The organism is Ruegeria sp. HKCCD7303, assembly GCF_013111185.1.
Taxonomy (GTDB): Bacteria; Pseudomonadota; Alphaproteobacteria; order Rhodobacterales; family Rhodobacteraceae; genus Ruegeria.
The window spans coordinates 872,219-891,331 of record NZ_WVRE01000001.1 but is presented as its reverse complement, the minus strand read 5'-3'; the positions used below and the strand labels follow the sequence as shown (position 1 = coordinate 891,331).

Sequence of the window (19,113 nt, the reverse complement as noted above, 5' to 3'; positions counted from 1 at the left end):
TTCCCAGTCAGGGTGCCGCGCCTTATGTGTTTTGCGCCTGCCGCGCCACTACGCGTGTTGCAAAACGGACCAGCGATATATCCAGTTTGCTGACCGATAACGCCCATTTGGCTCTTGCGTTCGGTGTCGGTGGCTGAGATTGTCTGCCCCAACCGTTGGGGTGCCCTATTTGCAGGGCTGAGAGGCGTGGCTGCGTTAACCCATCGAACCTGATCCGGGCAATTCCGGCGTAGGGAACGGTCTTTTGAATGCAGACAGTTTTCCTACATCGTTGCCCAAAGAAGATGGAGCGACGATATGGCTGCAATTGCCTTGACCATTGCGGGATCTGACAGCGGCGGCGGTGCCGGAATACAGGCTGACATGAAGGCCATGTCAGCACTTGGTGTTTTTGGTGCAAGCGTGATCACCGCCGTCACCGCACAGAACACGCAGGCCGTCACAGCGGTGCATGGTATTCCTCTGGACGTGATCGAGGCGCAAATTCAAGCGGTGCTGGGCGATCTGGATGTCAAAGCTGTCAAGATCGGTATGCTGGCAACACCTGAGATCATTCAAACCGTCGCAAACGGGTTGGCCGACTTTCAGCGACCCATTGTTCTGGACCCGGTGATGATCGCCAAGTCTGGTGACGCCTTGCTGGCGCAAGAGGCAATCCAGACCTTGCGCGATGTGCTGTTGCCGATGGCGGCGGTTTTGACCCCAAATCTGCCCGAAGCTGCTTGCCTGTTGGATGCAAAAGAGGCCGAAACACCCGATGAGATGGCCGCCCAGGGTCAGGCTCTTTGCGCTTTGGGTGCGCGCGCTGTGTTGATGAAAGGCGGTCATAGTGCGGGTGAGGTATGCCATGACTTGCTGATCGATCCGACGGGTATCGTGGCAGAGTTTCAGGCCCCGCGCCGGAACACCAAAAATACGCATGGGACTGGATGCACTTTATCGTCCTCGATTGCCGCGGGTTTGGCAAAGGGTCTGACGATGCAGGATGCCGTTGCGCAGGCGCATGAATACCTGCAAGGCGCGATTGGACGCGCAGATGAGCTGAACGTGGGTTCTGGGCACGGTCCGGTGCATCATTTCCATCAGGTCTGGCCCAAGTGACCGTCTGGTCTGTCATAGGAGCCGGGGTGGCCGGTCTGGCCGTCGCCAGCGAACTGGTGTCGCGCGGCGCGAAGGTGCAGGTGTTTGATCCCGGCGGCCCGCCAGGCCCGCACGGGTGTTCATGGTGGGCCGGGGGTATGCTGGCACCCTGGTGCGAATACGAAAACGCGGAAGAACCGGTGCTGAGACTGGGTCAGCGGGCAATCGATTGGTGGGCTGGTCGCACAAAGGTACAGCGGTGCGGTACGCTGGTTGTCGCCAATACACGAGACCTGCCGGACCTACGCAGATTTGCGCGTCGGACCGAAGCGTTTGTGGAAGCCGATCGCGCAAAAATTGCTGAATTAGAGCCTGATTTGCACGGGTTTGGGAAGGGCCTGTTCTTTGACCAGGAAGCCCACCTTGATCCCCGCCAGGCATTGCAGGACCTACACCGAGGCTTGAAGGAACAAGGGGTGGAATTCCATCGCAAATTGGCCCCTGCACAAATTGAGCACGCGATCGACTGTCGCGGACTGCACGCACGCGAATACCTGCATGATCTTCGGGGTGTGAAGGGTGAGATGCTGGTCGTGCGTTGCCCGGACGTTGAGTTGACACGCCCCGTGCGTCTTTTGCACCCCCGAATGCCGCTTTATATCGTGCCCCGGGGCGATGGCATCTACATGCTGGGCGCGACCATGATCGAAAGCGAAGACAGCAGCCGCATCACGGCCCGATCCATGCTGGAACTGCTCAGCGCAGCCTATGCCCTGAACCCGGCCTTTGGTGAGGCCGAGGTGTTGGAAATCGGCGTCGATCTGCGTCCCGCCTTTCCCGACAATTTGCCCCGCATCCGTCGCTTGGGTCGGACAATCTATGCCAACGGACTTTATCGGCACGGCTATCTGCTCGCCCCGGCTCTGGCGCAGGGTGTGGCGGATTTGGCGCTGGACAACACACATACGGAGATGGTCGATGAAGATCGTGCTTAATGGCGAGACGCGGGATGTGCGCGCCGAAACCCTGGCCGAGCTGCTAGAGGAATGCGGCTTCACTGGCCGCGTTGCCACCGCAGTGAACGAAGACTTCGTTCCTTCCAGCCTGCGCGTCGCGCACAAACTGGCCGATGGCGACCGGGTCGAAGTCGTTGCGCCGATGCAGGGGGGATAAGGATGAAAACCTTTTATGGAACGGAACTGCCCAACCCGCTGATGCTCGGCACGGCCCAATACCCCAGCCCTGCCATTCTGGAGCAGGCTTTCCGTGACAGCGGTGCGGGTGTTGCAACCGTATCCCTGCGCCGTGAATCCGGTGCGGGGCAGACCTTTTGGCAGATGATCCGGGAGCTTGGCGTCCTGATCCTGCCTAACACAGCTGGCTGTCATACAGTAAAAGAGGCCGTGACCACAGCCCATATGGCCCGCGAGGTGTTTGAGACCCCGTGGATCAAACTGGAACTGATTGGGCACACCGACAGCCTGCAACCGGATGTGTTCCAGTTGGTCGAAGCCGCCCGTATCCTGACCGAAGACGGGTTTCAGGTGTTCCCCTATACCACTGACGATCTGATCGTGGGCGAACGCTTGTTAGAAGCAGGGTGCGAGGTGCTTATGCCTTGGGGTGCGCCCATTGGGTCTGGGCGTGGTCTGAACAACGAATACGCCTTGCGCGCTATGCGGGCCGAGTTTCCGGATGTTCCGTTGGTGGTCGATGCCGGTATCGGTCTGCCCAGCCATGCGGCCCACGCAATCGAACTTGGCTATGACGCCGTCCTTTTGAACACTGCCGTGGCTCGCGCCGGGGATCCTGTTCTGATGGCCAAAGCGATGGCGCAGGCGACACTGGCCGGGCAATTGGCCCATCAGGCGGACCCGATTGAGGCGCGCGATATGGCTGAACCCTCGACCCCCGTTGTTGGAAAGGCATTTCTGTCATGACGCTGGACCGTTTTTATCCGATCTTTGATCACTCGGATTGGCTGCGCCGGATGTTGCCGTTGGGTGTCAAACTGGTGCAATTGCGCGTAAAGGATCAGCCTGATGATGAGGTTCGCGACCAGATAGCGGCCTCGCGCGATTTGTGCCGCGATCATGGGGCAGTTCTGGTGATCAATGATTATTGGCAACATGCCATCGATCTGGGATGCGACTGGATTCACCTTGGGCAAGAGGATCTGGATGATGCTGACCTGAAAGCCATCCGAAAAGCGGGTCTAAAGCTGGGTGTTTCAACTCATGACGATGATGAGCTTGAGCGCGTGTTGGCAATGGATCCCGACTATGTGGCACTGGGACCGGTCTATCCAACCATCCTGAAAAAGATGAAATGGCATCAACAGGGCCTGCCCCGCGTGACCGAATGGAAGGCACGTGTTGGCGACATTCCCTTGGTTGGTATCGGCGGCATGAGCGTCGAGCGCGCAGCGGGGGTGCTGGAGGCCGGGGCCGATATTGTCTCGGCCGTGACGGACATCACCCTAAACGCGGATCCCGAAGCGCGGGTGCGCGCGTGGATCGAGGCGACGCGATGAGCCGCTATACCCGTCAGACGCTTCTGCCCGAAGTGGGCGCCGAAGGGCAGGGCCGCTTGTCTTCAGCTCATGTTCTGGTGGTGGGAGCAGGCGGGTTGGCCGCGCCGGTCCTGCCGCTTTTGGCCGGGGCCGGCGTTGGGCGGATCACGATTGTAGATGGTGACACTGTGGATCTGTCGAATCTGCATCGGCAAACCTTGTTTGCTGAGGCAGACTGTGGACATCCAAAAGCCGAACGCGCTGCTGACCGGTGCCGTGCATTGAATGCCGAAGTTGAAGTTGTCGCCCTCAATCACGCCCTTACAAGCGAAAACGCGGCTTCCCTGGTGGCGCAAGCCGATGTCGTTCTGGATTGCGCCGACAGTTACGCGGCCAGCTATATCCTGTCGGACACGTGCCTCGCGCAAGGCAAACCGTTAATCAGCGCTTCGGTTCTGGGGCTTTCGGGCTATGTCGGTGGATTCTGCGGCGGAGCCCCATCTCTGCGCGCTGTGTTCCCGGACGCGCCCGATAGTGGGGCCAGCTGCGCTACGGCGGGCGTTCTGGGTCCTGTGGTTGGTGTGATCGGGGCGATGCAGGCGCAGATGGCGCTCAACCTGATCCTTGGGCTGGAGCCTTCGCCCTTGGGCCAGATTGTGCAGTATGACGCGCAAACCCTGCGCAGTACGGGGTTCCGCTTTGACGATGCGCCCGAGCCGAATACGTGCTTCCGCTTCCTATCTGTTAATCAACTGACGGATGCCGACCAAATCGTGGAGTTGCGCGGTATAGAAGAAGCACCAGTTCCAGCACACCCTGACGCCATCCGTATATCACCTGAAAACTTGCAACAGATAGACCCTAATAAAGGGAAACGGCTTGCTCTTTGCTGTGCGACAGGCCTGCGCTCGTGGCGTGCGGCGGAACACATGCAACCGAATTGGCCAGGCGAGATTGTCCTCGTCGCGGCCTCAACCTCGTGAATGAAAAGGAAACGCGAGACATGAAGAAGCTGATGACAGCCATAGCCCTTTTGGCCGCCGCGCCAGCCTGGGCCGAAGACAAGATGACAGTCCTGCTGGATTGGTTCATCAACCCTGACCATGGCCCTATTATTGTGGCTCAGGAAAACGGCTATTTTGCCGAGCAGGGCCTTGAGGTCGAAATCGTCCCGCCCGCGGATCCGTCCGCCCCGCCGCGTCTGGTTGCTGCTGGGCAGGCGGACCTGGCCGTGTCGTATCAGCCCCAGCTACATCTGCAAATCCACGAGGGCCTGCCCCTGAAACGCGTTGGCACACTGGTTGCAACACCCTTGAACTGCCTTTTGGTGCTGGAAGACGGCCCGATCAAATCGCCCGCCGACCTCAAGGGCAAGAAGATCGGTTTCTCTGTCGCAGGTGTCGAAGAGGCCATCCTTGGCACCGTTCTGGGCAAATATGACGTTGCATTGGACGATGTGGAGCTGATCAACGTCAACTTCTCACTCTCGCCCTCGCTGATGACTGGCCAGGTCGATGCGGTTATCGGGGCTTACCGTAACTTTGAACTCAACCAGATGGATATCGAAGGTCGTCCGGGCACTTGTTTTTATATCGAGGAAGAAGGCGTGCCATCCTACGACGAACTGATTTATGTCGCCAACCCCGAGACGATGGACAAAGACAAGATCGCCCGCTTTTTGGCCGCGACCGAAAAGGCGACCCAGTATATCGTCAACAACCCGGAAAAAAGCTGGGAGATCTTCGCAAGCACGTCGCCTGAACTGCAAGATGAGCTGAACGCCCGCGCTTGGGTCGATACGTTGCCACGTTTTGCACTGCGCCCTGCAGGTTATGATGCCGGTCGGTATGCCCGGTTCGAGGCGTTCCTGAACGAAAGCGGCATGATCGATAGCATCCTTCCGGTCAGTGATCTGACCATCGATGTTACCGCGCAATGAACGGGTATGGCAAAGCCTTCACGCTGATGCGTGATGCGGCGCAGGGGCCGTGGCGGGACTATACCCGCCACGCCTTTGTCGAAGGAATGAAGGATGGAACGCTGCCGCGTGAGGCGTTTCTTCACTATCTGCGTCAGGATTACGTGTTTCTGATCCATTTTTCTCGTGCGTGGGCTTTGGCAGTTGTGAAATCGGAAACGCATTCCGAAATGCTGACAGCGGTCGGCACCGTGAACGCTTTGGTCGCGGAAGAAATGCAGCTGCACATCGATATCTGTGAGGCTGCTGGAATCTCACAGGATGAATTGTTCGCCACCCCCGAACGCGCCGAAAATCTTGCATATACGCGGTTCGTCCTCGAAGCGGGATACAGCGGTGATCTGCTGGACCTGCTGGCAGCGTTGGCCCCCTGCGTTATGGGCTATGGTGAGATCGGTACCCGGCTGGCGGAGGAAGCGACGTCCGAGACCTATCGCGACTGGATCAACACCTATGCTGGTGAAGAGTATCAAGGCGCGTGCCAAGCGGTAGGTGAGTTGCTGGATTCGGCTCTAACAAGGCGACTTGGGGCGGATTTTGAATCTTCACCCCGCTGGCATCGTCTGTGTCAAACCTTCCGGACGGCGACTGAGCTGGAAGTGAACTTCTGGCAAATGGGCCTAACACCATGACCCGTGCGCCCGGTCTGACAATCAGCGGATCAGCCAAAATCGACGATGCGACCCTGTTTGCTCCGTTGACCTTGAACCTGGACGCGGGTGCTTGGACCTGTTTGCTGGGCGGATCGGGCGTGGGAAAAACCACCGTTTTGCGGTTGATTGCCGGGCTGGAAACCGGGGCCAAGTTCTTGGGCCAGATCACAGCAAGCGACGGTTTGCCGGTCTCGGATCGGGTAGCTTACATGGCGCAGGATGATCTTCTGTTGCCCTGGGCGACAGTGGCGCAGAACGTTTCGCTTGGCGCACGGTTACGGGGCGAAAAGCCTGATTTGGATCGGCGTGACCGCCTGATCAAACGGATGCGCCTCCAGGATCACATGACCAAGAAACCGTCCGAGTTGTCGGGGGGACAAAGACAGCGCGTCGCGCTGGCCCGTACATTGATGGAAGATCGGCCTATCGTGCTGTTGGATGAGCCGTTTTCAGCGCTCGACGCCCGGACACGCGCCGATATGCAGGATTTGGCGGCCGAAGCGCTGGTGGGGCGAACTGTCCTTTTGGTCACGCATGACCCAGGTGAAGCCGCGCGCTTGGGGCAGTCCATTGTTGTCATGACCGAACACGGCCTGACCCCATGCGACCCGCCTCATGCTCCGGCCCCACGCAGCGTGGATGATCTGGAAACGCTGGAAACTCAGGGTGCGTTGCTGCGGCTTCTGCGGGAGGACGCAGCATGAGGTATCTGTCGGCGCTAGCAGCCACTCTGTTTGCTCTGCTCATCTGGCAAGGGATCGTAACCTTGACCGGATTGCCAAAATTCATCCTGCCCGGACCAGCCGTGGTGGCTGAAACCTGGTGGCAGAACAGGTGGTTAATCGCCGAGCATGCGTGGATCACCGCAGTTGAAGTTGTCATAGGCTTAGCTGTCGGTACGGTGCTTGGCGTCATCACAGCACTGCAATTGGCGAATTCGCGCGCTGCGCGAGTTTTGGTGCAGCCCATGCTGGTGTTCACTCAGGCGCTGCCGGTTTTTGCGTTGGCGCCGTTGCTGACCTTGTGGCTTGGTTATGGTCTATGGTCCAAGGTCGCGATGGCGGTTCTGATCATCTATTTCCCGATCACCTCGTCGTTTTTTGATGGTTTGATGCGAACACCTGCGGGCTTTCTAGACTTGGCGCGCACGATGCAGGCCAGCAAACGTTCGGTCCTGTGGTACATTCGCATTCCGGCGGCGCTGCCATCGTTGGCTTCGGGTATGCGTCTGGCGGCGGTTTATGCTCCGATTGGGGCGGTGATTGGCGAATGGGTCGGCTCGTCGCAAGGTTTGGGCTATCTGATGCTGCTGGCCAATGGTCGCGCCAAGACCGACCTGATGTTCGCGGCGATGCTGACGCTGGGTGTGTTCTCGATCCTTCTGCACATGATTGTCCGCCGCGCCACCGCGCGTATGGCAGGAGATGGGCGTTAACCAATCAGAAACTGATTCTGCGTCAGGGTGAAGCTATGACCCAGAACGCCTTTGCCGAAGCCCCTATGCTGTTTGACACGGACGAAGCGCCCGCGCAGCCGCTGCCGTCAGGTCGGTTACCCTCCTACATAAAAGACCACCGCAAGCGGCTGCGCGAACGGTTCATGGCAGGCGGATCAGCAGCGATGCCGGATTACGAGTTGCTGGAACTGGTGTTGTTCCGGTCGATACCCCGGCAGGACGTCAAGCCGTTGGCGCGTGCGTTGATGGATGCGTTTGGCGATTTCAACCGCGTGTTGACCGCGCCGGAAGAACGTCTGCGGCAGATCAAAGGCGTGGGCGATACCGTGATCACGGATCTCAAGATCCTCGAGGCCTGCGCCCATCGGATGGCGCGTGCACGTGTGATGCAGCGGCATGTGATCTCGGGTTGGGATGCGCTGCTGGATTATTGTCACACCACCATGGCCCATCGCGAAACCGAGCAGTTTCGGGTGTTTTATCTGGACAGAAAAAACGTTCTGATCGCTGATGAAGAACAGGCCAAAGGAACCGTTGATCACGTACCGGTCTATCCGCGCGAGGTTGCAAAACGGGCGCTGGAGCTGAATGCTTCGGCCTTGATATTGGTCCATAACCACCCGTCTGGTGACCCGACGCCCTCGCAGTCGGACATCGACATGACCAACCGTATTCAGGATGCCTGTTCGGCCTTGGGGCTAACCCTGCACGATCACCTGATCATAGGAAAATCGACCGAGTTGAGCTTTCGGTCGGAAGGATTCCTGTAGCGCTTACTGAACCCAGATTTCGACCCGACGGTTAACTTTGCGGCCCCATTCCGTGTCATCGCAGGCCATTGGCATCGACTCGCCAAACCCTTCGGCTGAAACCTCGATACCTTCGGGCAGTGACGATTCCACAGCCGACAGCACAGCGTTGCGCACGGTTTGCGCGCGCCGCAAGGCGATGCGGGCATTGGTGGCGGCCCCGCCGTCACCGTCGCTGAAGCCCGCAAACACCAGCTTGCGCGCCTTCAGCGTTCCGGTCTCAAGCATCTGGGCCAGTTGTTGAATGTTTGAACGAGACTGTGCGTCGGGGCGCGAAGAGCCGGGTTCGAATCGAACAGACAAGGATAGGCGCGAAAGTGGGCGCAGCGTGTCGATCATGCGCTGCAACTCCTCCAACCCGACCTCGGAGCCGCCTGTTAAGATGGCATTTGCCAGCCGGTCGCCCTGCACGTCAACCGGCAGGTTTTCGGGCGATTGATCCACATACCCCGCGCCCCGTATCGCCATCTGAGCCTCTGGGCTTTGGGTGTATGCCAGAAACTGTCGCGCGATCCGTGGCAGGCGTCGGTCCGGGAGGTAAAGGAACATCGGCAGAGTCAGCGGATAATCCTCGGTCTTGATAGATTGTCGGGTCGCGGCAAGAGGATGTCCGCATCCTCCGGTCAGTGGCAGGATGCGGGTGGTATTAGCTGTAGCTTTGCTGGCTATCCCAATTGAAAAGGGATCTTTTGCGACAGAGTCTGTCAGATCGCGGATTCGGCTGTGCGGGGTCGCTGTCGGTGACAATTCTGCATCCACGGTTTTCAAAACCTGGTCTTCAACAGCTTGCGAAAGTCCGGATCCTATTTCCGGGACATGCAAAGCAATCGGCGCGTCTGGGCCGCCCAAATCCGCCCAATTGGTCACTTCCCCGGACAGGATGCGGGCCAAATCCGCCATCGAGATTTGCTGCATCATGTTGTCGGCAGCGACCACCGGGACCATTGCGTCCAACGCAATGACGCGCGAGCGCCGCGCCCGTTTCAGATCACCCAAACCGGCAGCTTCGGCTTCCTCTCGTTCTGACTCACGCACTTCCCGCTGGGCCATCACAATATCTGTCTGATCCGCAACAAGATCACTGAATCCACGCGCCGTCGTGCCCACATCAAAATAAAACCGTGCCAGCGGTGCCGAGCGCTCAGCCTGTCTTAGTTCGTAGACAAAGCTGTCCGAATCCACACGCGCCGGGGTTGCGGTCAGGCTTTCTTGTTGCGCGAAGCCAATGATCAGCGCGGGCAGTACCGTTTCAGCCATAACGGATGAGCCGGAAAACCACAGCTCGGCCACAAAATCGGTCAGGTTCGGGCAGGCTGGACCGTCACATGTAACGCCCGATCCATCCACCGTGAGTGTGCCAAACTGCGTCTCTACGCGATAAAACTCGCCGTCAAAGCCCAGCAGATTGCCGGTCACTTCGACCTTGCCGTCATGCGACGTCAGCGTGATGTCCTGCGCCAGAGCGCCAGTGGCAAATGAAATCAGCGCAGCTGCCGCTACACGGAATAATGTCATAAGAGAGCCGAACCTGCCTGCGGATTACTTTGCCGCAATTGTCAGGTCTGAGAGCAGATTTTTCAACACCAGAAACTCACCAGCCTGTGAACAATCAGGCAGGGTCAGCGACATGTCGCGTGACCGCAAGCGACGGTCTGACAGAAGCTCTAAAGCTTGCACGTTCAGCGTGCGCCCACAATTTGCTTCTGTCACTTCGGCCTCGACCGTCAGGTCAATTGTACCGGACTGATCCGATGCGCCTGCAGGAAAAGAATACACTTCGATATTCTGTGCCTTTTCGTGACCGATCTGACCCAGGCGCGAAACCTTTCCGGCGCCTTTGGCCGATGCGTCATCCCATACATGGCCATCGCCGCCATAGCTGGCACCGAACTCCAGAGCATGGATCTGCAATTCGGTCTCACCCTGCCATTGCAGGGCAACGCGATTGTATTGAGCAATGTCGGTGACGTGAGTGGTGGCGACAGTGCCGGTTTCATCTTCGAACGAAATCAGGAAAATCGCGTATTCCGACAAGGCCGGGATGGTCATTTGCAACCCGCCAGAGGCATCGGTCATTTGACTGACCGTCAAGCCACTGTGATGGACCTCAACTCGTTCTTCCGCGTTGCAGGGCGCTTTGAGCGAAACACGCGCCATCGCGCCCGAAACCGCAATTGCACGGGCACTGATATTACAATCCGACGGTTTGAGCGCGGAAGGAACCCCGCGAGGTGCCGAAGCTGCATTGCCGGGATTTGCATCAGAGGGCGTGGCAGACGTCAAAACAATATCTTCCAGTCCCGACAGAACCGAAGACTGTTCGGATGCCGAAGCGACATCAATTCCAGCCTGCGCGCCGTTGGGCTGCGCAGATGATCCGTTTTGCATCAGGTAGCCGATGCCCAAAGCACAGGCGACGGTACCGCACATGGTCACGTAGTTGCGAACTACAAACAAGACACCCTCCCCAGTTGAAGGAGCAGCTTGCACTCTCGTTACGAATCGCGGCCAATTTGTGGCCGCGAGACGGACTCATTGTGATCAGTGTGTGTTGACGTCAGGTCAATCGGCCGTGGCAGTGTTTGAACTTTTTGCCAGAGCCGCAGGGGCAGGGGTCGTTTCGCGACGGGTTACCCCAGGTTGACGGGTCATTCTCATCAAACCCCGGCAGCGCATCACCGGATGCTGTAGCTTCGGCTTTGGCTTCGGCCTGACCAGCGGCCTTGTCCACCGCCTGTTGCGCCTGCGCTTGTTGCGCAGCCATCTGGGCGAGCATTTCTTTCTGCTCTTCCTCGGTCAGCGGACGCACGCGCGACAATTGCTGAGTCACGGTTTCGCGCAAGCTGTCCAGCATACTTTCGAAAAGTTGGAAGCTTTCGTTCTTGTATTCGTTCAGTGGGTCGCGCTGTGCGTAACCGCGAAAACCGACGACCGAACGCAAATGTTCCAACGTCAGCAAATGCTCGCGCCATTTGCTGTCGATAGTTTGTAGCAATACCTGTTTTTCGATATTGCGCATGTTTTCCGGACCAAAGGCGACGGCTTTCTGGGCCATCATCTCATCAGCGGCTTTGATCAGACGTTCGCGTACTTGCTCGTCATCCACGCCTTCCTCGGCGGCCCAGTCCTGAACCGGGGCGTCGATGGTCAGCTTATCCTTGATCGACTCGTGCAGACCATCGGTATCCCATTGATCGGCATAGGATTTCGGCGGCATGTACTCATCGATCAGATCGTCGATCACCTGCTCGCGCATATCCGAGACGATTTCGGACAGGTCATTGGCCGACATGATTTCGCGGCGTTGGCTAAAGATCACCTTACGCTGATCGTTCATCACGTCGTCAAATTTGAGAACGTTTTTCCGCATGTCGAAGTTGCGGCCTTCAACCTTGGACTGCGCGCGTTCCAGCGACTTGTTCACCCAAGGGTGGACGATCGCCTCGCCTTCTTTCATGCCCAGCGTGGTCAGCACCTTGTCCAGACGTTCCGAGCCAAAGATGCGCATCAAATCGTCTTCGAGGCTCAGGTAGAACACAGTGCGGCCCGGATCGCCCTGACGGCCTGAACGACCGCGCAGCTGGTTGTCGATGCGGCGGCTTTCGTGGCGTTCAGACGCCATGACATACAGACCACCAGCAGCCAGAACCTTTTCTTTTTCCTCAGCGTGGCGCGCTTCTTCTGCGGCTCGCAATTCCGATGGATCAGCCTCGGGGTTTTCGGCCAGCGCCTTCAGCACTTTCATTTCGACATTGCCGCCCAGCTGAATGTCGGTGCCGCGACCGGCCATGTTTGTGGCAATTGTCACGGCACCCAAACAGCCTGCATCTGCAACGATCTGCGCCTCTTGCTCGTGCTGACGGGCATTCAGAACGTTGTGCTCGATGCCTTCTTTGGTCAGCATTTGGCTCAGCAGCTCGGACTTCTCGATCGAAGTGGTACCCAGCAGAACCGGCTGACCTTTTTCCTGCGCCTTTTGGGTTTCGCTGATCATCGCGCCATATTTTTCCATTGCGGTGCGATAAACCTGATCATCCTCGTCGATACGGGCAATTGGCTTGTTGGTTGGAACCTCGACCACGCCCAGACCGTAGATTTCCTGAAATTCCTCAGCCTCGGTCAACGCAGTCCCGGTCATACCACCCAGCTTGTCATACAAGCGGAAATAGTTCTGGAAGGTCACGCTGGCCAGCGTCACGTTTTCGGGCTGGATCTGCACACCTTCCTTGGCCTCAATCGCCTGATGCAGGCCTTCCGACAGGCGGCGACCCGGCATCATACGGCCAGTGAACTCGTCGATCAGAACAACGTTGCCGTCCCGGACAATGTAATCCTTGTCCCGTTGGAAAAGCTTGTGCGCGCGCAGACCCTGGTTCACGTGGTGCACGACCGTGGTGCTTTCGGGGTCATACAAGGAATGGCCTTCGGGAATCAGGCCTGCCTGTAACAACTGAGCTTCCAGAAACTCGTTGCCCTCGTCCGTGAAGGTCACGTTGCGCGACTTTTCATCCAAACTGAAATGGTCATCGCTTAGCGTTGGGATCAGCGCGTCAATCGCTGTGTACAGATCCGAGCGGTCCTGTGCAGGCCCCGAGATGATCAGCGGCGTCCGCGCCTCGTCGATTAGGATCGAGTCGACCTCGTCCACAATCGCGAAGTTGTGGTGTTTCTGATAAACCTGTTCCAGATCTGCCTTCATGTTGTCGCGCAAATAATCGAAACCCAGCTCATTATTGGTGGCATAGGTGATGTCGCACTTATAAGCGGCCATCTTTTCATCATCGGGCTGGCCCGACCAGATCACACCGGTGGTCATGCCCACGGCGGCAAACACCTTGCCCATCCATTCCGAGTCGCGCTTGGCCAGGTATTCGTTCACCGTGACCACATGCACGCCCTTGCCGGTCAAAGCGTTCAGATAGGCAGGGAAGGTCGCGACCAGTGTCTTGCCCTCACCCGTTTTCATTTCCGAGATATTGCCCTGATGCAGGAAGGTTCCGCCCATCAACTGCACGTCAAAGGCCCGCAAACCAAGCGCGCGCTTTGCACCTTCGCGCACGTTGGCAAAGGCTTCGGGCAGCAGACTGTCTAGGCTTTCGCCATCCAGCGCCCGTTTGCGCAGTTCTTCCGTTTTTTCGATCAGACCCTGATCCGACAGTTTCTCAAATTCGGGTTCCAATGCGTTGATCTTTTCGATCAGGGGGCGGGTCGCCTTGATCTTGCGGTCGTTCGGTGTTCCGAACACCTTTTTGGCGAGCGTTCCGAGTCCCAGCATGTTCACTCCAGCGGATCTGTTCTTGTCTTGGTTGCGACAGGCTTGCCCACCTTGCGCGCAACCCATAGATACGGGGGGTGAAAGGCGGCCCTGTCCAAGGCTTCAAAGCGATGTAAGCGGCAGGTTCCAGAGTGTCAACGCTGCGCCCTGTCGCGGCAAGGAAATAGGATGATTCAATGCCCAAAGGCCTCACTTTTCTGCCATCGCTGGCTCTGACTGCCATGATGGCGCTGCCGCTGGCCGCCGAAACCCAACCCGATGCGTCCACAGTTGTTGCGCGTGTGAACGGTGACGAGATCACACTTGGTCACGTGATAGCGACCGTTGCCGTTTTGCCCCCGCAGTATCAGCAGGCAGAAGACGACGTTTTGTTCGACTTTGTTCTGGAACAATTGATCCAGCAACAATTGCTAGGTCAGCAGCAAGATGACCTGAACACTGAAAACGCCCTGCGTTTAGAGAATGAAGAGCGATCGCTGCGTGCGGTACAGACGGTCGCCGCGTTGACAGAGGCTGCGGTCACGGATGATGCCATTCAAGCGGCCTACGATGCGCAATTCAAAGATTTCGCAGGCGAAGACGAATTTGATGCCAACCACATCCTTGTCGAGACCGAGGAAAAAGCAAAAGAGCTTAAGCTGCAGCTGGATGAAGGTGCCGACTTTGCCGAGCTTGCGCGCGAAAACTCGACTGGGCCGTCCGGCCCCAATGGGGGCGCGCTGGGTTGGTTTGGCAAGGGCCAAATGGTGCCCGAGTTCGAAGGCGCCGTGATCGCGCTTGAAAAAGGGCAGGTCTCGGATCCGGTTCAGACCCAATTTGGCTGGCATCTGGTCAAGCTGAATGACAAGCGCAAGACCGAAGCGCCTGAATTGGACATTGTGCGCGAAGAACTTGTGCAGACGATCCAGCAGGACGTCATTCAGGCCCGTATTGATGAGCTTACGCAACAGTCACAGATCGAACGTCCCGCGCTGGATGGTGCAGGCCACGAAATGATGCGCCAACTGGACCTGATTCAGGAGTAAAGACCCGTGGCCAAGATTACCAAGGTTTCACCGCTGGCCCCAGCGTCATTCCCTGACCTGCCCGCGATTGACGGTGTGCGCTTCGCAACTGTCGAGGCCGGGGTGCGTTATCAGGGCCGTACCGACGTCATGCTGGCCGTTTTGGACCCAGGCACTTCGGTCGCCGGGGTCTTTACCCGCTCGGCCACACGGGCTGCGCCGGTGCTGGACTGTCAGGACAAGATCGGTGGGTCCAGCGAAGGGCCTGCGGCGATCCTGGTGAACTCGGGCAATGCCAATGCCTTTACAGGCCACTATGGCCAGACCTCGGTGGCCGAGGTGACGCAAGCCGTGTCCAAGGCCACCGGCGTTCCGATAGAACGCGTCTTTACCTCGTCCACCGGGGTGATTGGTGAACCGTTGCCCCATGACCGTATCGTTTCGCAGCTTGAGACGTTGAAATCCGGCCTGAGCCGCCATGCTATCGAGGATGCAGCACGGGCCATCATGACCACCGACACCTTCCCGAAAGGGGCGTCTGCTCAGGTCGAGATTGACGGGAAAACAGTCTCTATTGTTGGGATTGCGAAGGGGTCCGGCATGATCGCGCCCGATATGGCGACAATGCTGGTCTATATCTTCACAGACGCGCAGGTTGAACAATCCGCGCTGCAGTCCATGCTGAGCGCGCAGACTGAACGGACCTTCAACTGCATTACCGTGGACAGCGATACGTCGACCTCGGACAGCCTGCTTCTGTGCGCCACCGGGGCATCTGGCGTGAACGCCACTGGCAATGCCGCCTTTGCCGAAGCGCTGGAAACCGTGATGCTGGACCTCGCGCAACAGGTCGTGCGTGACGGGGAAGGGGCCACAAAATTTGTGGAAATTCGTGTGACCGGAGCCGCCAAGGACGCCGACGCCAAAACCCACGGGCTGGCCATCGCCAACTCTCCGCTGGTCAAAACCGCCATCGCGGGCGAGGACCCCAACTGGGGTCGTATCGTCATGGCCATTGGCAAATCTGGCGCGGCGGCGGATCGTGACCTGCTGAGCATCTCTTTCGGTGACATTCTGGTGGCGGAAAAAGGTTGGGTCAGCCCTGACTACCGTGAGGACGATGCGGCCGAATATATGAAGGGTCAAGACCTTGTGATCGCGGTCGATCTGGGACTTGGCGAAGGCAAATCCACCGTTTGGACCTGCGACCTGACCCATGGCTACATCGAGATCAACGCGGATTACCGTTCATGAAGACAGTGTTAGTGTCTGCTGTTGCCCTGATCGACATCGAGGGCCGTGTCCTGCTGGCTCAACGTCCCGAGGGCAAATCCATGGCCGGTCTCTGGGAATTTCCCGGCGGCAAGATCGAACCCGGCGAAACCCCCGAAGCCGCGCTGATCCGCGAATTGCACGAGGAACTGGGCATCGACACCTGGGCCTCGTGCCTCGCGCCGCTGACCTTTGCCAGCCACAGCTATGATGATTTCCACTTGTTGATGCCTTTGTTTGCTTGTCGCAAGTGGGAGGGGATACCGCAGTCCAAGGAGGGTCAGGCGCTGAAATGGGTGCGCGCGAACGATTTGCGGAATTATCCGATGCCTGCGGCGGACATACCGCTGATCCCAATTTTGCGGGATTGGTTGTAGCCGCACATGCTGGTTCCGGACTTATTCAACGCGCGTCGCTGACAGTTTGAGATACCCGACCGGAGTATTTGCGCCATTTCTGACAAAGTCATCGTCTGCTGCATCAAATATTGAGAAGGTTTTGACGTCTTTTCCATATTGGATGATTGCGTGACCGTGTTCATCGATGAACTGCAACTTGCCTGTACTTTTTGCGATCTGGAAGAAAACGATATTGAGCCCTGGCCTTAGAGTGCTTTCAAAATCTCCCATAGCAACCTTGCAATCCGCAGACTCTTCACACGTAAACCGAAAAACAACTTCATCGTCTTCAACTTTAATATGCCCCTGGATCAGTACCTCCGAGGGTTGCTCTGCAACTGCCCCTGATCCCGTGAGCAAGCTTAATATGAAGAAAAGCCGATAGATGGTGTTGGTCATCAACTTACCTAAAAAATAGCCTAAAACACATATGCATTAGAGGTCGCACATATCGCCTGCCTCGCCAAGCGAGATCTTGTAAACCGTTCAATTCTCAGGAACACCCTTTCACCCCTGTTACAATTCGTAAGAATTGAGAAAACATCAGGCAAAACTTGACGTTGATCTTTCCTGCGTCCCTTATCGGGACATCGACACCCGGGGCGTGTTCCCGATCTGTCGTTTCCGGCTCGGAGGAGGGGCCGGATGGGGAGGAGAGAAAGATTGGCTCAGACGCAGTCGGGCGCTGAAGGGATGCAGTCTCTTCCGGCGCTGCTACATCGCAATGTGACCCAGTTCGGGGATGCCCCGGCCTATCGGGAAAAAGAATTCGGAATCTGGCAATGCTGGTCCTGGGCGGAAGCCGCCAAAGAGATTCGAGCGATTGCGCTTGGGTTTCTGGAATTGGGCGTTGAGAAAGGCGACCATATCGCCGTCATAGGCCGCAACCGTCCTGCGCATTATTGGTCGATGGTTGCCGCGCAGATGGTGGGCGCGGTGCCTGTGCCTCTGTATCAGGACTCAGTCGCCGAAGAGATGGCCTATGTGCTGGAACATTGCGGCGCGAAATACGTGGTCTGCGGCGATCAGGAGCAGGTCGACAAGGTCATCGAAATTCAGGAAAACCTTCATCAGGTCAAACACATCCTCTATACCGACAAGCGCGGGATGCGGAAGTATGACCATTCCCAGATGAACGCGCTTGATGACATTATGGCCGAGGGCAGTGCCGGTCATGCACGGTTTGACGCGGAACTGGACAAGCGCATCGCAGCGATCACCTATGACGATACCTGCGTGATGCTTTATACCTCGGGCACCACAGGCAAACCCAAGGGTGTGGTGCTGTCGAACCGCAATGTCATTGAAAGCGCAAAGAATTCTGCTGAATTTGATCACCTGACACGGAACGAGGACATTCTGTCTTATCTGCCAATGGCTTGGGTGGGTGACTTCATTTTCTCGATCGGTCAGGCCTATTGGTGCGGCTTCTGCGTGAACTGCCCAGAAAGCGCCGATACCATGATGACCGACCTGCGCGAGATCGGGCCGACCTATTTCTTCGCACCGCCGCGCGTGTTCGAAACGCAGCTGACCAATGTGATGATCCGGATGGAGGATGCGGGCAAGCTGAAGCAGCGCATGTTCCACCACTTCATGGCGCATGCCAAGAAGGTTGGTGGTTTGTTGTTAGACGGCAAGCCGGTGGGCTTTGGCGACAAGCTGAAATACGCGTTGGGCAATCTGCTGGTTTATGGGCCGCTCAAGGATACGCTGGGCTATGGCCGCTTCCGCGTTGGATATACGGCGGGTGAGGCGATTGGGCCGGAAATCTTTGATTTCTATCGCTCTTTGGGCATCAACCTGAAACAGCTTTACGGTCAGACCGAGGCAACCGTCTTCATCACCGTACAGCCGGATGGCGAGGTGCGTGCCGATACAGTTGGCGTTCCCGCGCCGGATGTGGAGTTGAAGATCGACGATAAGGGTGAGATTCACTATCGCTCGCCTGGCGTGTTTGTTGAGTACTACAACAATCCCGATTCGACTGCCTCGACAAAGGATGCCGAGGGGTGGGTGGCCACCGGGGATGCGGGGTTCATTGAAGAGACCTCGGGTCACTTGCGGATCATCGATCGTGCAAAGGATGTGGGCAAAATGGCCGACGGGTCGATGTTTGCGCCGAAATATGTCGAGAACAAACTGAAATTCTATCCCGATATCCTTGAAGTTGTCCTGTTTGGCAACGGCAAGGATCGCTGTGTCGCCTTTATCAATATCGACCTGACGGCAGTGGGGAACTGGGCCGAGCGTAACAACGTGGCCTATGCGTCCTATCAAGAACTGGCGGGTCATCCCCGCGTGTTAGAGACGATTCGTGGCCATGTGGAAGAGGTCAACAAATCGGTCGCGGCAGATGAAATGCTGTCGGGCTGCCAGGTGCATCGCTTTGTGGTTCTGCACAAGGAACTGGATGCCGATGATGGCGAGATGACCCGGACCCGCAAAGTGCGCCGCGGCTTTGTCGAGGACAAGTTCCACGACATCATTGCCGCGCTATATGATGGGTCCGAGAGCGTTTCGACCACCACCGAAGTGACCTATGAGGATGGCCGCAAGGGCTCGATTTCTGCAACTCTGGAGATTGTAGACGCACCGGTTGTGCCGGTCGCGCAGCACAAGGTTGCGGCGGAATGAGCGCCGCTCGACCTGCCGCCCATCTTCTCGTTTTTGTGT

19 protein-coding genes and 1 riboswitch are annotated in these 19,113 nt (G+C 57.6%); of the genes, 15 read left to right on the top strand and 4 right to left on the bottom strand.

Annotation, left to right across the window (positions count from 1 at the left end):
• Positions 1-146: 146 nt before the first annotated feature.
• A riboswitch (TPP riboswitch) is annotated at positions 147-253 on the top strand.
• A 44-nt stretch (positions 254-297) separates the two neighbouring features.
• The 11 genes from thiD to radC are packed head-to-tail and all read left to right on the top strand — an operon-like array spanning position 298 to position 8,449.
• On the top strand, positions 298-1,101 hold the full coding sequence (gene thiD / locus GS630_RS03980) for a bifunctional hydroxymethylpyrimidine kinase/phosphomethylpyrimidine kinase (protein WP_171178581.1): 804 nt from the start codon (positions 298-300) through the stop codon (positions 1,099-1,101).
• Positions 1,098-2,075: a glycine oxidase ThiO gene (thiO, locus tag GS630_RS03975; RefSeq protein WP_171178579.1), complete on the top strand. Its 978-nt coding sequence runs from the start codon at positions 1,098-1,100 to the stop codon at positions 2,073-2,075. The genes thiD and thiO overlap by 4 nt, the downstream gene beginning before the upstream one ends.
• Positions 2,059-2,253 carry a sulfur carrier protein ThiS gene (thiS, locus tag GS630_RS03970; RefSeq protein WP_171178577.1) on the top strand — a complete coding sequence of 65 codons (195 nt, stop codon included), beginning with the start codon at positions 2,059-2,061 and terminating at the stop codon, positions 2,251-2,253. Before thiO ends, thiS begins: the two co-directional genes overlap by 17 nt.
• A 2-nt stretch (positions 2,254-2,255) precedes the next feature.
• Positions 2,256-3,020, top strand: coding sequence for a thiazole synthase (locus tag GS630_RS03965; protein ID WP_171178575.1), 765 nt, complete (start codon positions 2,256-2,258; stop codon positions 3,018-3,020).
• A complete protein-coding gene (locus tag GS630_RS03960; RefSeq protein ID WP_171620387.1) occupies positions 3,017-3,613 on the top strand; it encodes a thiamine phosphate synthase in 597 nt (198 codons plus the stop codon). Before GS630_RS03965 ends, GS630_RS03960 begins: the two co-directional genes overlap by 4 nt.
• Positions 3,610-4,575 carry a HesA/MoeB/ThiF family protein gene (locus GS630_RS03955; protein ID WP_171620385.1) on the top strand — a complete coding sequence of 322 codons (966 nt, stop codon included), beginning with the start codon at positions 3,610-3,612 and terminating at the stop codon, positions 4,573-4,575. Before GS630_RS03960 ends, GS630_RS03955 begins: the two co-directional genes overlap by 4 nt.
• 20 nt (positions 4,576-4,595) lie before the next feature.
• Positions 4,596-5,531 (top strand): ABC transporter substrate-binding protein, encoded by a 936-nt coding sequence (locus tag GS630_RS03950; RefSeq protein ID WP_171620383.1) that lies wholly within the window; start codon positions 4,596-4,598, stop codon positions 5,529-5,531.
• Complete coding sequence (gene tenA, locus GS630_RS03945) at positions 5,528-6,202, top strand: thiaminase II (protein WP_171620381.1); 675 nt, start codon at positions 5,528-5,530, stop codon at positions 6,200-6,202. The genes GS630_RS03950 and tenA overlap by 4 nt, the downstream gene beginning before the upstream one ends.
• On the top strand, positions 6,199-6,927 hold the full coding sequence (locus tag GS630_RS03940; RefSeq protein ID WP_171620379.1) for an ABC transporter ATP-binding protein: 729 nt from the start codon (positions 6,199-6,201) through the stop codon (positions 6,925-6,927). Before tenA ends, GS630_RS03940 begins: the two co-directional genes overlap by 4 nt.
• Entirely contained in the window at positions 6,924-7,658 is a 735-nt protein-coding gene (locus GS630_RS03935) for an ABC transporter permease (protein WP_171620377.1), read from the top strand. Before GS630_RS03940 ends, GS630_RS03935 begins: the two co-directional genes overlap by 4 nt.
• 35 nt (positions 7,659-7,693) lie before the next feature.
• Entirely contained in the window at positions 7,694-8,449 is a 756-nt protein-coding gene (gene radC / locus GS630_RS03930; RefSeq protein ID WP_171620375.1) for a DNA repair protein RadC, read from the top strand.
• 3 nt (positions 8,450-8,452) lie between these two features.
• Here radC and GS630_RS03925 read toward each other — a convergent pair whose 3' ends face one another.
• From GS630_RS03925 to secA, 3 genes are all read right to left on the bottom strand, one after another.
• Positions 8,453-10,003 carry a phosphate ABC transporter substrate-binding/OmpA family protein gene (locus GS630_RS03925; protein ID WP_171620373.1) on the bottom strand — a complete coding sequence of 517 codons (1,551 nt, stop codon included), beginning with the start codon at positions 10,001-10,003 and terminating at the stop codon, positions 8,453-8,455.
• A gap of 24 nt (positions 10,004-10,027) precedes the next feature.
• Positions 10,028-10,945 (bottom strand): hypothetical protein, encoded by a 918-nt coding sequence (locus GS630_RS03920; RefSeq protein WP_171620371.1) that lies wholly within the window; start codon positions 10,943-10,945, stop codon positions 10,028-10,030.
• 100 nt (positions 10,946-11,045) lie between these two features.
• Positions 11,046-13,763: a preprotein translocase subunit SecA gene (secA, locus tag GS630_RS03915; RefSeq protein WP_171620369.1), complete on the bottom strand. Its 2,718-nt coding sequence runs from the start codon at positions 13,761-13,763 to the stop codon at positions 11,046-11,048.
• Between the two features lie 176 nt (positions 13,764-13,939).
• Here secA and GS630_RS03910 point away from each other — a divergent pair, with 176 nt between their 5' ends.
• Genes GS630_RS03910 through mutT form a run of 3 tightly spaced genes read left to right on the top strand, consistent with a single transcriptional unit; the run spans position 13,940 to position 16,416 of the window.
• Entirely contained in the window at positions 13,940-14,788 is an 849-nt protein-coding gene (locus tag GS630_RS03910; RefSeq protein WP_171711874.1) for a peptidylprolyl isomerase, read from the top strand.
• A 6-nt stretch (positions 14,789-14,794) separates the two neighbouring features.
• A complete protein-coding gene (argJ, locus tag GS630_RS03905; protein ID WP_171620367.1) occupies positions 14,795-16,021 on the top strand; it encodes a bifunctional glutamate N-acetyltransferase/amino-acid acetyltransferase ArgJ in 1,227 nt (408 codons plus the stop codon).
• Positions 16,018-16,416 (top strand): 8-oxo-dGTP diphosphatase MutT, encoded by a 399-nt coding sequence (mutT, locus tag GS630_RS03900; protein ID WP_171620365.1) that lies wholly within the window; start codon positions 16,018-16,020, stop codon positions 16,414-16,416. The genes argJ and mutT overlap by 4 nt, the downstream gene beginning before the upstream one ends.
• A 21-nt stretch (positions 16,417-16,437) precedes the next feature.
• Here the strand turns inward: mutT and GS630_RS03895 are convergent, their stop codons facing one another.
• On the bottom strand, positions 16,438-16,836 hold the full coding sequence (locus tag GS630_RS03895) for a hypothetical protein (protein ID WP_171178542.1): 399 nt from the start codon (positions 16,834-16,836) through the stop codon (positions 16,438-16,440).
• Positions 16,837-17,130: 294 nt separating this feature from the next.
• On the opposite strand from GS630_RS03895, the gene GS630_RS03890 reads away from it, so the two are divergent.
• Complete coding sequence (locus tag GS630_RS03890) at positions 17,131-19,074, top strand: AMP-binding protein (protein WP_171178860.1); 1,944 nt, start codon at positions 17,131-17,133, stop codon at positions 19,072-19,074.
• Positions 19,075-19,113: the final 39 nt, after the last annotated feature.

What these genes read in the sequence shown, in the direction of transcription:
- GS630_RS03895 (WP_171178542.1), bottom strand. Translation starts at nt 16,836, where the DNA reads ATGACCAACACCATCTATCGGCTTTTCTTCATATTAAGCTTGCTCACG.
- GS630_RS03935 (WP_171620377.1), top strand. Translation starts at nt 6,924, where the DNA reads ATGAGGTATCTGTCGGCGCTAGCAGCCACTCTGTTTGCTCTGCTCATC.
- mutT (WP_171620365.1), top strand. Translation starts at nt 16,018, where the DNA reads ATGAAGACAGTGTTAGTGTCTGCTGTTGCCCTGATCGACATCGAGGGC.
- GS630_RS03965 (WP_171178575.1), top strand. Translation starts at nt 2,256, where the DNA reads ATGAAAACCTTTTATGGAACGGAACTGCCCAACCCGCTGATGCTCGGC.
- thiS (WP_171178577.1), top strand. Translation starts at nt 2,059, where the DNA reads ATGAAGATCGTGCTTAATGGCGAGACGCGGGATGTGCGCGCCGAAACC.
- radC (WP_171620375.1), top strand. Translation starts at nt 7,694, where the DNA reads ATGACCCAGAACGCCTTTGCCGAAGCCCCTATGCTGTTTGACACGGAC.
- thiD (WP_171178581.1), top strand. Translation starts at nt 298, where the DNA reads ATGGCTGCAATTGCCTTGACCATTGCGGGATCTGACAGCGGCGGCGGT.
- secA (WP_171620369.1), bottom strand. Translation starts at nt 13,763, where the DNA reads ATGCTGGGACTCGGAACGCTCGCCAAAAAGGTGTTCGGAACACCGAAC.
- GS630_RS03950 (WP_171620383.1), top strand. Translation starts at nt 4,596, where the DNA reads ATGAAGAAGCTGATGACAGCCATAGCCCTTTTGGCCGCCGCGCCAGCC.
- GS630_RS03925 (WP_171620373.1), bottom strand. Translation starts at nt 10,003, where the DNA reads ATGACATTATTCCGTGTAGCGGCAGCTGCGCTGATTTCATTTGCCACT.
- GS630_RS03890 (WP_171178860.1), top strand. Translation starts at nt 17,131, where the DNA reads ATGCAGTCTCTTCCGGCGCTGCTACATCGCAATGTGACCCAGTTCGGG.
- GS630_RS03940 (WP_171620379.1), top strand. Translation starts at nt 6,199, where the DNA reads ATGACCCGTGCGCCCGGTCTGACAATCAGCGGATCAGCCAAAATCGAC.
- GS630_RS03910 (WP_171711874.1), top strand. Translation starts at nt 13,940, where the DNA reads ATGCCCAAAGGCCTCACTTTTCTGCCATCGCTGGCTCTGACTGCCATG.
- GS630_RS03960 (WP_171620387.1), top strand. Translation starts at nt 3,017, where the DNA reads ATGACGCTGGACCGTTTTTATCCGATCTTTGATCACTCGGATTGGCTG.
- tenA (WP_171620381.1), top strand. Translation starts at nt 5,528, where the DNA reads ATGAACGGGTATGGCAAAGCCTTCACGCTGATGCGTGATGCGGCGCAG.
- GS630_RS03955 (WP_171620385.1), top strand. Translation starts at nt 3,610, where the DNA reads ATGAGCCGCTATACCCGTCAGACGCTTCTGCCCGAAGTGGGCGCCGAA.